The sequence below is a fragment of the Mycobacterium sp. genome, assembly GCF_035499775.1.
Classification (GTDB): Bacteria; Actinomycetota; Actinomycetes; order Mycobacteriales; family Mycobacteriaceae; genus Mycobacterium.
The window spans coordinates 1-12,518 of sequence record NZ_DATJYB010000645.1; the positions used below are offsets into that span (position 1 = coordinate 1).

The 12,518-nt window shown below is 64.2% G+C and carries 14 protein-coding genes and 3 pseudogenes; 7 read left to right on the forward strand and 10 right to left on the reverse strand.

What is annotated here, in order from left to right; translation table 11 throughout:
* Positions 1-274: transposase (locus tag VML93_RS38195; protein WP_325619032.1), on the reverse strand; the 274-nt coding region annotated here is incomplete at its 3' end.
* A 60-nt stretch (positions 275-334) separates the two neighbouring features.
* A complete protein-coding gene (locus VML93_RS38200) occupies positions 335-1,267 on the reverse strand; it encodes an enoyl-CoA hydratase (RefSeq protein ID WP_414686560.1) in 933 nt (310 codons plus the stop codon).
* A gap of 333 nt (positions 1,268-1,600) precedes the next feature.
* Between VML93_RS38200 and VML93_RS38205 the strand changes: the two genes are divergently transcribed.
* Positions 1,601-2,176 carry a hypothetical protein gene (locus VML93_RS38205; protein WP_325619034.1) on the forward strand — a complete coding sequence of 192 codons (576 nt, stop codon included), beginning with the start codon at positions 1,601-1,603 and terminating at the stop codon, positions 2,174-2,176.
* 63 nt (positions 2,177-2,239) lie between these two features.
* Positions 2,240-2,389, forward strand: a complete 150-nt coding sequence (locus tag VML93_RS38210) for a hypothetical protein (RefSeq protein ID WP_325619036.1) — start codon at positions 2,240-2,242, stop codon at positions 2,387-2,389.
* 118 nt (positions 2,390-2,507) lie between these two features.
* Here the strand turns inward: VML93_RS38210 and VML93_RS38215 are convergent.
* A pseudogene (locus tag VML93_RS38215) lies at positions 2,508-2,668 on the reverse strand (sulfotransferase); the annotation flags it as partial.
* Between the two features lie 13 nt (positions 2,669-2,681).
* Here VML93_RS38215 and VML93_RS38220 point away from each other — a divergent pair.
* Positions 2,682-2,843, forward strand: coding sequence for a nitroreductase/quinone reductase family protein (locus tag VML93_RS38220; protein ID WP_325619055.1), 162 nt, complete (start codon positions 2,682-2,684; stop codon positions 2,841-2,843).
* A 396-nt stretch (positions 2,844-3,239) separates the two neighbouring features.
* Here the strand turns inward: VML93_RS38220 and VML93_RS38225 are convergent.
* From VML93_RS38225 to VML93_RS38240, 4 genes and pseudogenes are all read right to left on the reverse strand, one after another.
* Positions 3,240-3,362: pseudogene (locus VML93_RS38225) on the reverse strand (protocatechuate 3,4-dioxygenase subunit beta); the annotation flags it as partial.
* Between the two features lie 25 nt (positions 3,363-3,387).
* Positions 3,388-4,797 carry an adenylate/guanylate cyclase domain-containing protein gene (locus tag VML93_RS38230; protein WP_325619038.1) on the reverse strand — a complete coding sequence of 470 codons (1,410 nt, stop codon included), beginning with the start codon at positions 4,795-4,797 and terminating at the stop codon, positions 3,388-3,390.
* Positions 4,798-5,272: 475 nt separating this feature from the next.
* Positions 5,273-6,199, reverse strand: a complete 927-nt coding sequence (locus VML93_RS38235; protein WP_325619040.1) for an alpha/beta hydrolase — start codon at positions 6,197-6,199, stop codon at positions 5,273-5,275.
* Entirely contained in the window at positions 6,196-7,263 is a 1,068-nt protein-coding gene (locus VML93_RS38240) for a saccharopine dehydrogenase NADP-binding domain-containing protein (protein ID WP_325619042.1), read from the reverse strand. The genes VML93_RS38235 and VML93_RS38240 overlap by 4 nt, the downstream gene beginning before the upstream one ends.
* A gap of 94 nt (positions 7,264-7,357) precedes the next feature.
* On the opposite strand from VML93_RS38240, the gene VML93_RS38245 reads away from it, so the two are divergent.
* Positions 7,358-7,951, forward strand: coding sequence for a TetR/AcrR family transcriptional regulator (locus VML93_RS38245; RefSeq protein WP_325619057.1), 594 nt, complete (start codon positions 7,358-7,360; stop codon positions 7,949-7,951).
* Positions 7,952-8,002: 51 nt separating this feature from the next.
* Here the strand turns inward: VML93_RS38245 and VML93_RS38250 are convergent.
* A pseudogene (locus tag VML93_RS38250) lies at positions 8,003-8,260 on the reverse strand (VapC toxin family PIN domain ribonuclease); the annotation flags it as partial.
* A gap of 477 nt (positions 8,261-8,737) precedes the next feature.
* Positions 8,738-9,016, reverse strand: coding sequence for a DUF2510 domain-containing protein (locus VML93_RS38815; protein WP_414686559.1), 279 nt, complete (start codon positions 9,014-9,016; stop codon positions 8,738-8,740).
* Between VML93_RS38815 and VML93_RS38255 the strand changes: the two genes are divergently transcribed.
* On the forward strand, positions 8,951-10,312 hold the full coding sequence (locus VML93_RS38255) for a wax ester/triacylglycerol synthase family O-acyltransferase (protein WP_325619044.1): 1,362 nt from the start codon (positions 8,951-8,953) through the stop codon (positions 10,310-10,312). The genes VML93_RS38815 and VML93_RS38255 overlap by 66 nt on opposite strands.
* Positions 10,313-10,352: 40 nt before the next feature.
* Here the strand turns inward: VML93_RS38255 and VML93_RS38260 are convergent, their stop codons facing one another.
* Positions 10,353-11,405 carry a permease gene (locus VML93_RS38260; protein ID WP_325619046.1) on the reverse strand — a complete coding sequence of 351 codons (1,053 nt, stop codon included), beginning with the start codon at positions 11,403-11,405 and terminating at the stop codon, positions 10,353-10,355.
* Between the two features lie 40 nt (positions 11,406-11,445).
* Here VML93_RS38260 and VML93_RS38265 point away from each other — a divergent pair, with 40 nt between their 5' ends.
* Together VML93_RS38265 and VML93_RS38270 are read left to right on the forward strand one after the other, a co-directional pair.
* Complete coding sequence (locus tag VML93_RS38265; protein ID WP_325619048.1) at positions 11,446-12,042, forward strand: HD domain-containing protein; 597 nt, start codon at positions 11,446-11,448, stop codon at positions 12,040-12,042.
* Between the two features lie 139 nt (positions 12,043-12,181).
* Positions 12,182-12,518, forward strand: a 337-nt coding sequence (locus VML93_RS38270; protein ID WP_325619051.1) for an SDR family NAD(P)-dependent oxidoreductase, incomplete at its 3' end; no start/stop codon positions are given.

A 12,518-nucleotide genomic window follows, 5' to 3' on the forward strand; every position in this document is an offset into this window, starting at 1 on the left:
TCCAGCGCAGGTCAAACGCCAACCGGTCACAAGCCTCTCGATCCGAGAGCCCTTCGTAGGCCTGCAACAACATCACCGTAGCCACCACCCGAGCGGGCACCGTCGGGCGTCCCCGTGTCGAGCGCTTGAACAAATCGGCGAAGTACTCATCACCAAACAACGCACCACCGTGCTCAGCCAGCAGCCGATAGATACTGTCCTCGGGCAGCTGATTACCGACCAGAAGCATCGCGTCATCGAACCGCGCCTGCCTATCCTCACGCCCCAAAGCCACACACCCGATTCTCCAGGCCCACCCGCACCAAACCGCCCAGACGCGCCGAAACCAGGGTCGTTAAATCAGCCCCGTCCTAGCCTCCCACGCAACTGGGTGCTGAGCATCAAAGTCCGGCCGCTCGTCACGGTCTGTGGACGCCATGGTCTTGGCGTCCATGCCGCCCAGGGAGCCCGCGCCGATCTCCGCGTTGTGTGCGTGCGCGAAGTGATGAAGACCAAAAACGGCGTCCATGCCGTTGCGTAGTCCCATGTGGTCCTCACACTGGTTGACTGCCCGTTTGGTTAGCGCCAGGCCGAACCGCGGCATCGTTGCGATACGCGCTGCCAGACTGCGGGTTTCGCGCTCGAGTTCCGAGCGCGGGACTACCCGGTTGACCATTCCGATCTCGTAGGCGCGTTGGGCGCTAAAGCGTTCGCCGGTGTAGAGGATCTCTTTGGCGAATCGCGGGCCCAGCACCCAGGGATGAGCGAAATATTCGACGCCCGGAATACCCATCCGCACAACGGGATCGCTGAAGAAAGCGTCGTCGGCGGCCACGATGAGGTCACAGACCCAGGCCAGCATCAGACCACCGGCCACACACGCGCCGTGGACCATAGCGATGGTGGGCTTGGGGATGTCGCGCCACCGCCGACACATCCCCAGGTACACCTCCATCTCCCGGGCGAATCGCTGATCGCCGCCCGGTTTGTCGACGTGGTCCCACCACAGCACGGCGCGATTGTCGTAGCTCACGTCATGGTCACGCGCGGGGGTTCCAATGTCGTGGCCGGCGCTGAAGTGGTCGCCGGCACCGGCCAAGACAATTGCCTTGACGTCGTCATCCTCGACTGCGCGGGTAAACGCTGCATCGAGGGCATAGGTCATCGCCGAGTTCTGCGCGTTGCGGTATCGCGGACGGTTCATGGTGACCACAGCGATCCCATTGATCACTTCGTAGGTGACCACGTCATTTTCCTCGGGTGCGTCCAACTCGATGCCTTCCCTCATCACGCGTTCCGGTGTCTTCATCATCAGCGCGACAGGTCGGCACATTGGTATCGGTGTCCGTATAGCGGGAGTCATCTCGATCACAGATGTCAAGGTTCTCTGCTCGGTGACCGGCGATGTCGCCGGCACCGCTTGGGTGCTGCAGCAGCTGCGTGCCGCAGCAATGGATGGGCCTCCCGGTAGGTGGGAGGCTATGTGTTCCGCGTCTCAACCCACTGGGAGGGTTGCTGCTCGAAGAAGCCGAATCGGTGGGGTCGAGACCTCGGCCGAGCTGGGATGTCAAAGCACCGCCGCCACACTCTGAGCAGCGCGCCTACCGGATAGGAACCCTCAGTGCGACAAGGACATTCGTTAGATCACGACGCACCGTCGCGCTACCGCATCGAGGCGATGGCGCATACTGCCGCTGATGTCGTGCGCAACTTGGGCGGCTTGCTGTTCGACCGCCGCTGCCTCGGCTGGGACACCGCTGTACTGCTCGGCGACCGGGCCGATCTTCGACCGTTGCAGATCATCGGTGCCGACTGCGCCGATTTGCAGCCAGCCCTCGACCTGCCCGAACGTCCACGGCCGGCAGCCATCGCCACCTCTGTACAGCTCTACCGCGGCGATCCCCGCGTCTGCGCTCGTGTCGATGCGGCCATCGCGAGCGGGTCAACCGAGGTCGTGCTGTGGGGTGACGCCGACTCGATCGGTCCCAAACCCCAGATGGTCGCGGTCACGCATCGAATCAGCCAGGCAGCCGCAACGTTCAAAACCCAGGCGCTGGCTGCTGCGGCGCACGTGAACCCCCCGATCGACATCGTGGTGGAGGAGTTCCTGGTGACTCGCGCAATCTGGCGGCCGCCACACACACAACTGCGGTCGACACGGAACCGCCACGGGACCTGCACAACCCTGCGGTTATAGGACCCGCCACGAATATGACAACCATGCGTATTCAAATTGTGTTAGCCGGAAGGTTGCAACGCCATGGCGGACACCGCCCTTTTCATCGACGACCTCATAGCGCCGCGTCTGGAGCCGCTGCAACGACAGGTCCTCGGGCAGTTGGAGGGACAGTCGATCGATCTCGACCCAGAACTGCTGGTGGCTGAGGCGATTACGCATACCGGACTGTAGGAATTCGGGCCCGGCGATTTCCGTCCTCGGCTGACGGCATATGCGGGGGCGATCGACGCCGACACCGGTAGCACGAACCTCAACAGGCTAATACTGCGCAACCGGATCATTCAAGCTAGGGCAATGCACGGCGCCGATGGTCTGCCGCCATGAGGTTCACAAGATGCGTTGTGCCCGAACGGGGAAGCCTCACCACGACGATTGGGCGTTCGACCTCGACCTCGTGGATTTCGGGTAATGATGCAGCAAGTCCGTCAACAGCAATCGGGACGACAATAGGTCCTAGCGGAGAATCAAAGGCCCCCTCGCCTACGTCAAGCGAAGGCCGCAGCCGGTTCGCGCCCGGTTTACGGAGGGCGAAGAGCGCGCTCGCTACTGGGAGCAACCCAACTACCGCGAGTACGAGCGACTCACGACCCGCGAGATTCCGGTTGTCGCGCTTGAGAATCGTTGACGTCAGCCAAATCTGGGGCAATCCCGCCGAAACTCTCGGAGCCGAGTTCATGGTTCGGCAGGTCCTGCCAAGCGCCGGGCGGGGTGCGCCGAAGGACGTCGTTTCCCGCGCCGAGAAAAATATCGGTGGCCAGGAAGTTGTCCAGCTGTGCGCAGTGGTAGAAGCGACTGAATCTCGATATCGTCGCCGGCTACAGACGGCGTTGCCGCCGTCGCCGGTGGCGAATGCGACCCGGTGAGTGGGTCCGGTTCGAAGAGGAATGCCGCGGAATTCTTCATACGGCCGCAACACTTCTGGCGGTGTTGTGGTGGTGGCCTCGACCGGAAGTGTCACGAATGCCAACATTCAATCGGATCGCGCCAGATGGCGTTGATGTTCCAAGTCGCCTTCCCAGCACGGATCGGGCCCCGGCTTGATCGTGGTAAACCAGTACCGGCAACGCCCGACGCCAGTGAAATGCGGATCGATCGGTGCCGGGTGTTGATCAGGTTGGTGGACGTAGGGTCCAGCTTGGTTGGCCGAACACCGGTTGCACCCCTGACGGTTATGGAATCTCGTACACCACGATCTTGTCGGCGATGCCGCGCAGCGCAGCCAACTTCTGAATCGGCCGGATCGCCTCCTTCTCCAGGATGTCGGCGACGCCGGGCGCGTCAATCACGGGACCGGTGATGTGGATCTCCTGCGAGGTCGACAGGCCCTGCACCCGCGCCGCGATATTGACGGTCTGGCCGAAATAGTCCTGCCGCTCGTTCAGCATCACCGCGAGACACGGCCCCTCATGGATGCCGACTTTTACGATCAGGTCGGACTTGCCGCGGTCGGCATTGAGCTTGTCCATCGCGGCCCGCATGCGCAAGCCGGCGACGAGCGCGTGGTCCGGCTGGACAAAGGTAGCCATCACAGCGTCCCCGATGGTCTTGACCACAGCGCCCTTTTCGGCCGCGATGATTTCCAGAAGCGCATGAAAATGCGCGCGCACCAAGTCAAACGCCGTGAGGTCGCCCACCCGCTCGTAAAGCGCGGTCGACCCCTTGAGGTCGGTGAACAGAAAGGTCAACGAGGTGATTTTGAGGCGCTGATCGATGTTGAGATTATCGGCCTTGAACACATCGCGGAACGTCTGGTTCGACAGCATCCGCTTGGCGGTGAGGAACGGCCTGCGCTTGCCCAGCAGATGGTGGAGCGCGTCGGCCCCGACAAAGACGGTGGGCAGCGTCCGCAGGCTGGACTCATTGTCGAGCGCGAGCCGCAACGGACCCGGACGCAAGGTGATCGACCGAGTCGGCGGATGCGTTTTATTGAAGATCAGCCCGAGCTCCTGAGGTTCCTTGGTCGGCTCGCCTTGGACGTCGATGAAATGCGCGGAATGCGTCACGGGCTCGAAAACGATGATGAATTGCGGCGCAAGCTGCATCGACAGCACTGCCTTTTCGCCGGCGGGCAGCTCCAGCGCATCCAGCGTCACTTCCTCGGTCAGCGAGGCAAAGGAATCCTTGTCGAGATCGATGCCCGAACTCCAGAACACCTGCTTGTAGTACTCCCATAGCGGCAGCGTGTTGGGATCGTGGGCGGCGATTCGCCTGACCTTGGGACTGACCGTAAAGGCCACCTCGACCTGCTCGTCGACCGAAGGCTCGTAGCCGCAGGCGCATAATCCGCAGTGGTAGTCGTCATTTCGCAGCGATTTCAGCGTGTCATGCGCGTCCAGCACGCCGCTGCAACCGGGACAAAGCACGTTCCAGGTGAGATCGAACAGGCCAAGCCGCGAGGCATGCAGGAAGCCGGAAATCACCTTCTCTTCGTCGAAGCCGGTGCGCTTGGAAAAGTCCAGCGCGTTGATTCGATTGAGCTCATGATCTTCACCGTCCTCGATCAGCCGTGCGATGGCATCCGCGACGGCCCGATCGGCGGTTTGCTTCAGAACCGAAAACTGGGACTGGATGGCGCTCATGACTCCAACCTAATCGGCATCACCGACACCTGGCACTTGAGACTTCGCTGACACACTGGTGCCAGGCTTTCCAGGATGCGAGGTCGTTACGGACGATGTCGGGTTTTGCACAGTAGGCGTTCGCTGAGATCGCCAGAGTTATTGAGCACGAAGACAAACGGGCGCAGCCCACGCCACCCCGACCGGCTGTTGACGCCGTCAAGACGCGAAAACGAAACCGCAGGAAACGAGCGGGAGCGAATCGGAACGAGATGCGGCGAAACCGCAGGTAAGCCAGCATTTTGCCTAGTCAAGGCGGGGTTCGAATCCCCTTAGCTCCACCCTTAGCTCCACAGACCCGACACCTAATCGTCTTTACTCGAAACCGTCTGGGTCCATGTCATTCGAGTCCCGTCAGCTCTACCGAAACAGCAGGTCAGAGCTGTCGCAACTGGCTCCAAATAGAGCTGGGCTGCATTGTCGATTTGCGTGTCGGTCAGGCCCTGGTGGCGGATCGGGGCATCTCGGAATGTCGTTGCAAGAATGATGTTTCGACTTGCAATACGTTCTCGTGGTCGAGTCCGCCGGCGTAGACGTCGTAGTGTCCGCCGCGGCTGCGGTATAGCTCACCGAGGGGTGCGCGCGCGGCCACGGTCAGCGCCGGTCCGGTGGGCGCCATGGTGTCGCGCTCGGCCACGACCATGAGCAGCGGGCACCGCGCATTCCGGGCCCGTCTCACCGGTCGGTGCACTGTCACGTCAAGCAGCGACCGGGCGGTGATCTCGTTGGTCCAGGACCCATCGCCGGGGTCGAGGCGGGCCATGCCGACCATCGCATCGTCGGTTGCGATCACCCCGAGCTGCCCCGGGGTGACGCTGATCGGTAGATACCGCGGGCGTCGGCCGAGCACAGACCCGGCCAGGTCGGCCAGCGCGTGTGCGGTCAGGCGCAGCCCGCGTGCCACCGGGATGTTGGTTAGCCCGGCGAGACCGTCCACCAGCGGGCATTGCGCAATCGCGCCGGCAAGGCCGGGTTCGCTGGCGGCCAGCTCGACAATGTGCATGCCGGCAAATGAGGTGCCCCACACAAACATTCGTGCAGCGTCGAATTCCTCTTGGTTGCGTGCCCACGTCAGCGCACTGCGGTAGTCCTGGAGCTGGCGACGGATCGAGAGGAATTGTCGTGGCTCGCCGGTGGAGTCGCCCCAGTGTCGGTAGTCGAACGCGACCGCTGCGAATCCGCTGCTGGCGAATCTTTGCGCGAACGGTGCCAAGCCGCCGGCCTTGATGCCGCCGATGCCGTGCGCCATGACCACGACGGGAACAGGACCTGGCCGGTCGGGCATGTACACCCAGGCGTCAAGCTGGTCGTCTCCGGTGGCCGGGATCCGCACCTCACGGAAGCCGACGGTGCGGTCCGTCACGAGGTCACCGTGTCCGGCGTGATGATGTGTGCACCCGCATCGCGCGCCAAGTCGGCGCCGAATAGTGCGCCCGGGGTGAATGCTCCCGGGAGACCCTGACCGTCGCTCAACCGGATGGCGGTGTGGGCGGCGACCTTGGCGGTGAAGCCGTAGCCCTCCCCGGTCCGGAGCCACGCCTCACGATGTGTACCGTCGGGCCACTCGAGTCGGGCATACGCCCAGGAGATGTCGCCGGACTTCGCCGGTGGAGTCAACCGGGCACGGTTGACCAGGCGCTGCACCCCGGCCCGGATCGGTCGCGCTGCCAGCAGAGCCGACAGCACCGGTAGGACCGCGCGTACCGTTCGCCCGCTGGGCACCTCGCTGGAGAACGCCACCACGTCGTCAGCCCCCGATGCGCGACGGGCCGCTTCCAGCTCGCCGGTGGGAACCGAAAGGGCCTCGATTGCGGGCAAGTCCGGCAAGGGAATTCGCGCGTGCTCGGCGCCGAGCCGGGTCCGCAGCAGCTGTCCGTCCCGGTAGCGCCGCCCACCAAATGCGACGGCATCGATCACACTCGACAGCACGGCCGAGCCCAGGCCGTCCACGGTGGGCATTGCGGCGACGGTCGCGCGGGTCGCCGGGGGTCGGCCGCCGACCAACTCGATGACGAGTGCCTCAGTGGCGAGCACGCCGAAGCCCGCTCCGGTGACCAGCGTGACACCCGCGCTTCGTGCCTCGGCAGCCATGTCCAACAGCGCCTGCACCGGCGGCAGCTCGTTGGCCAGATCCACGTAGTGACTCCCGGCGGCCAGACACGCTCGGGCCAGCGGCGCGGTCGTCTCGCCGAACGGGCCGATGGTGTTCACCACGACCGTTGGCTTTTCGGCTGCGATAAGCGCAACCAACTCGGCCGGCCCGGGCGACACGATCGTGCGGTTCTGTCCTCCCAGGGATGCGGCGACGGTGGCCAACCGGTCGTGGTCACGTCCGACGAGCACCACGTCGGCGCCGTGGCCGATCAGTTCAGAAGCGATTGCACGACCGCCCTTGCCGGTAGCGCCGAGTATCCATATTGTCTGCATTCCATTTACGGTACAGTGTGCATCGTTAATGTGTCAACGCTATCGTGCTGGTGATCACATGTCAGGTCTTCGAGGTCGTCCACGCAACACCGCCTTGGACACCGCGATCGCGAATGCGACTGAGGCGGTGTTACTTTCGCATGGCTACTCAGCGGTGAACATCGATCGCGTCGCCAAGCTCGCGGGCACCACCCGCGCTGCGATCTACCGCCGGGCAAAGACGCGCGGCGAGCTTGTCGTCGCGCTGCTGGTGAGTCGTTTCGGGATCGATCCCGCCGTCGACAGCGGTAATCTGCGCGAGAATCTGCGGCTAATACAGGAACTTCAGCGCAACTTCTTCGTCGACCCTATGGTCCAGGCCGGGTTGGCCGGCGTGCTGAGTGACGCCCGAGACGACCACGAGCTCGGCGAGGTGTTCTACGGACGCTTTATGGAACCCCGTCGCCGCTCGGTGGCCGCAATGCTCGCCCGAGCCGCCGACCGCGGCGAGATCCCATCACAAACGCAGCCAGGTGTGATCTCCGACCTGCTGACCGGGCCGCTGCTGCTTCGCGCAGCGCTACCGCCCATCGGGCCGATCGACGACGCGCTCGTGAACGCCACCATTGAGGCCGCGCTGACGGTGTGCGGCGCCGTACCGACTCGCGCAACACCGCCGCGATCCGGACCTGCGTCGAAGCTGGTGTGACGGGCAGCCTCCAGGGCGTGCCTTTGCAGACTAGCCAGACCGATAGTCGGGTCAGCGGTCCGACGTGATCGGATCCCACCCACGAGAGATGCCGAAGTCGTTGAAGTCGTTGATATTTCGAGTGGCGAACTCGCCGACACCGTGGTGGCGCAACGTCAGTGCCAGCCGGGCATCGAACAGGCGCAGACGAGCAATGCCGGGAGTGGCCGCCAACCTCCACACATCGTTCATCACCGGGGCGTTCTCGATGAGCGCCCACCGCAGGTTACGACGGAAGGTCTGACAGATCTCCGCCGCCTCGGGGCCGTCGTGCTCCTTGGATCGGGCTCACTCATTGCTCCCTCCTGCTCTTCTCCGCCGGCCTGGCGCGGGCTCTGGTCGCTGGGGCGACTTGTGCTGGACGAGAACAGCGCCCACCAGCACCGCAACACCCATGACGGCCAACGGCGGACTAGGGGCGAAGCAACCACCGGTGACGCGGTCTGCTGGTCCCGTAACCGGGTCTAGAGTGGCCTCGAGTGCACGGGTCTGCCGCTTCGAGTCGTAATCCGCCCAAGCATTTTCGTCGCGCTTGACCGCAGTGCCACACCGCACCGACATACCAGCAGAATCACGAGCCGACATCGGGACAGCGGCTGAAACACGAGACCGACAACCATCGTCAGGAAACCAACGGCTGCCAAATACCAGTGCAGTGGAGTCATGCCGGTGAGCCGATCGGCATCGCCGGGCATCAGCCGTCGCAGCTGGGCTTGACCTGCGATCGCGCTTCATCCCAGCCGCGCGTCACCTGGTGCTCCGCGGGTCGGGTGCTGTGTGCTCCGTCCAAGCTGTTCCGTTCCAGTAGCGTAGGAACTGTGGATACCGCGGATCGGGGTACCAGGCTGCGGGCGACAGAGGGGTAGCCGTGGCCGGCTTTCCGAATCTCGAGGATCCTCTCCCGCAAGGGATTTCGGCAGGGGCGCTCGGCCGATGCCGAAACGAAGAAGGGAAAGATCGATGAAACTCATGTCGCCCATGGATTCGATGTTCCTGATCGGCGAAACTCGCGAGCACCCGATGCATGTCGGCGGTTTGCAGTTGTTCACGCCGCCGGACGGTGCCGGACCGGACTTCATTCCGGACATCTATGCAGCGATGCTGGCGTGCGAGGACATCCAGCCGGCTTTCCGCAAGCGTCCGGCCAGGAGGCTCGTCGGCGGATTCACCAACATCGCATGGGAATTCGACGACGACATCGACATCGAACATCACGTACGCCGCTCCGCCCTGCCTACGCCTGGACGGATTCGGGAGTTGCTGGAACTGACCTCCCGGCTGCACGGCACCCTGCTAGACCGCCACCGGCCGCTGTGGGAAGCGCATGTGATCGAGAGCCCGCGCGACGGGCGCTTTGCCGTCTACACGAAGGTCCACCATGCGTTGGTCGACGGCGTGTCCGCACTGAAGCTGATGCAGCGGTCACTGAGTACCGACCCCGGCGAAACCGAGATCCGGGTGCCGTGGGCGGTGCCGCCGCGCCCGCGCCAGGGTGAAGAGGCGCCCCCGAAGGGGCGGTCAAGGCTGAGCCGGGTAAGGCGATCCCGCGGCGGGTTTAGCAGGTCAACGCTGTCGTCGATTCGTGCTGGTCTGCGCGAGCAACAGTTGACCCTGCCGTACCGGTCGCCGCGCTCCATGCTGAACGTTCCGATCGGCGGAGCGCGGCGGTGCGCGGCGCAGTCCTGGTCGCTGGAACGCATCGGGAAGGTCAAAGACGCGGTCGGAGCGACTGTCAACGACGTTGTTCTGGCCATGTGCGCCGGTGCGCTGCGTACCTACCTCATCGATCTCAACGCCCTGCCCGATACACCGCTGATCGCGATGGTTCCGGTGAACGTGCGCGCCGAGAACGATCCCGGCGGCGGAAACGCGGTGTCAACCGTGCTGTGCAACCTGGCAACCCACCTCGATGACCCTGCCGAACGCCTGGAGACCATTCGCACGTCAATGTCGAAAAACAAGGAAGTGTTGGCGCAAATGCCCAGGGCGCAAGCGATGGCATTGGGGATGCTCGTACTCGCGCTGCCGGTGGTCAGTGGTCTTCCTGGTTTCCGCACGGCGGCCCCGCCGCCGTACAACATCACGATCTCCAACGTCCCTGGCCCGCGGGAGCAGCTCTACTGCAACGGGGCCCGGCTCGACGGCAATTATCCGCTGTCGATCGCTTTAGACGGACAGGCGCTCAACATCACCGTGGCAAGCGGCGCGGACCGCCTGGATTTCGGGCTTGTCGGATGCCGGCGCAGTGTGCCACACCTTCAGCGTCTGCTCGGCGATCTGGAAGCGGCGCTGACGGACCTGGAACAAGCCGTCACTGTGTGAGAGTCATGCGCAACCTTCCTGGCCGAGGTCGGGCATCACCCTAAATCTTCAGCGCAGCGGCCGTCAGCCCACCGATCACGCCGAACACCACAACCACGATGGCGACGAGCGCGAGTACGCGCCACCGGAAAGAGCCCACCAGCATTGCGAACGAGGGCACGCTCACCGGCGGCAGCGTCATCAGCAAAGCCCCGGCCGGGCCTACGCCCATGCCAAGCGCCAGCATGGCCTGAATGATCGGCACTTCGCCCGCGGTCGGGATCACGAACAGCATGCCCACGATCGCGAACGCCACGATCCAGCCGATGCTGCTGGTCACGTTGGGGCCGATGTGTGGAAATAGCCAGGCCCGCGTCGCGCCGAGCAGCAGCACGAGCACGATGTATTCCGGCAAGAGCCGCACTGCCATGCGCGCGAAGATGCGCAGCCAACGCACGAACACGTTGCCCGCCTCGGCCTGCTGCTGTGCAAGCAGCTCAAGATGGTCGTCGGCGGCACGTGCCTCATCAGGCGTGACGAGCCGATTCAGTGCCCAGCCAAGGCCGAACACCATCAGCACGCCCAGCGCCAGCCGCAGGGCAGTCCAGTCCCAGCCCAGCACGAAACCCATGAAGACAAGGGTCGCGGGATTGAGGACCGAGTTGCCGAGCCAGAACGCGATGGCGCCACCGGTCGAGGCGTTGCGCGCGCGCAGACCCACCACGACGGGTGCCGCGCAGCAGGTGCACATCATGCTCGGCATCCCGAGCAAGCCGCCTGCCGCGACGCTGCCGAAGCCGTGCCGGCCCAGCGCGCGTGCCACCCACTGCACGGGCACCAGGGCCTGCACCGCGGAGCCGAGCAGCAGGCCCAGCACCATCGCCTGCCAGATCGCCTTGCCGTAGGCCCAGGCGTAGTCGAGCGCGGCGGCAAATGATGGTGCCGGTGGACTTGCCTTGCGGCCCATCAGGATTGACTTGCCGATCGAGTGCGTCGCTTCGGCCGTGAGGGCTTTGTGGTAGTAGGGAAACCACTTCACGTAGATAAGACCGGCGATGGCCAGCAGGATAAAAACGGCCCAGCCATAGGTGGGTTGCGGTCGCGCATCGTGCACACCGGACAGTGTGCCTCACCGTGGGACATACGCTCGTGCCATGACCACGCCGGAGATCCTGCGCAGCCTGCCCCTGGCCGACGAGATCCTCGAGTCTCACCGCCAGTGTGCCCACGGCGACCAAGCCGGCTACGACGGCTACAAAGCGCACGTGTACCGCGTCGCCAACTTCGCCCGCGCGCTCACCCCGCATAGACCCGACCGCGACGAAAAGCTCGCCATCGCCGCGGCGTTCCATGACCTGGCCGCGTTCGACACCGTCGACTACCTGGTGCCCTCGATCGCGGCGCAGGACGCCTGGCTGCAAGCGACCGGCCGGGAGAATTGGTCGGACGAGCTGGCGCTCATCGTTGCCGAACATCACCGGCTTTCCCGATACGGCCCGACCCGGCCTCACGCAGCTTTGGTGGAGGCTTTCCGGAGGGCCGACCTCGTCGACGTCAGCCAGGGCCTGATCCGGTTCGGTATCCCGGCTTCCTATGTCAACGAAGTCCGCGCCACTTTCGACGCCGGCGTCTTCTTCAAACGCGTGATCCCGTCAGCGGCGCTGCGGGCGGTCCGAAAGCTCCAGTCGCCCGGTTTCTTGTGGCCCAGTAACGCATTGGTCCGATCCGGTCACGAAGGGGCCGATCGCTGAGCCTTCACCAGCTTGACCAAATAATTGTTCCGGCCTAGTTTGGAATTCGGCCTGAGTCGCTCACCGGAGCCGGCGAAGCGCTGACGATACGCAATCGAGTGTTCCGGCTGAGCCGACCTTCACGAGAGGGATCACCAAAGTGGTTGATTTCAAAGATCAAGTCGCCGTCGTTACCGGCGCCGGCCGAGGACTGGGGCGACTCTACGCTCTGGACCTGGCGAGTCGCGGCGCGTCGGTCGTCGTAAACGACCTCGGTGGCACTATGCGCGGAGAGGGAGCGGACCCCAAAGTTGCCGACGAAGTAGTCGCCGAAATTGAATCGAACGGCGGCGTTGCGGTGGCCTCATACGATTCGGTGGACAGTCCTGAGGGCGGCGCGGCGATCGTGCAGACGGCGGTCGATCAGTTCGGGCGGTTGGACGCGGTCATAAGCAATGCCGGCATCTTCAACAGCATCGCCTTCGACGAATTGACGC

Bases quoted from the DNA above. Each gene is read 5' to 3' on its own strand.
- VML93_RS38200 (WP_414686560.1), bottom strand. From the start codon at position 1,267: ATGAGGGAAGGCATCGAGTTGGACGCACCCGAGGAAAATGACGTGGTC.
- VML93_RS38210 (WP_325619036.1), top strand. From the start codon at position 2,240: ATGGCGGACACCGCCCTTTTCATCGACGACCTCATAGCGCCGCGTCTG.
- VML93_RS38230 (WP_325619038.1), bottom strand. From the start codon at position 4,797: ATGAGCGCCATCCAGTCCCAGTTTTCGGTTCTGAAGCAAACCGCCGAT.
- VML93_RS38240 (WP_325619042.1), bottom strand. From the start codon at position 7,263: ATGCAGACAATATGGATACTCGGCGCTACCGGCAAGGGCGGTCGTGCA.
- VML93_RS38255 (WP_325619044.1), top strand. From the start codon at position 8,951: ATGAAACTCATGTCGCCCATGGATTCGATGTTCCTGATCGGCGAAACT.
- VML93_RS38815 (WP_414686559.1), bottom strand. From the start codon at position 9,016: ATGCATCGGGTGCTCGCGAGTTTCGCCGATCAGGAACATCGAATCCAT.
- VML93_RS38265 (WP_325619048.1), top strand. From the start codon at position 11,446: ATGACCACGCCGGAGATCCTGCGCAGCCTGCCCCTGGCCGACGAGATC.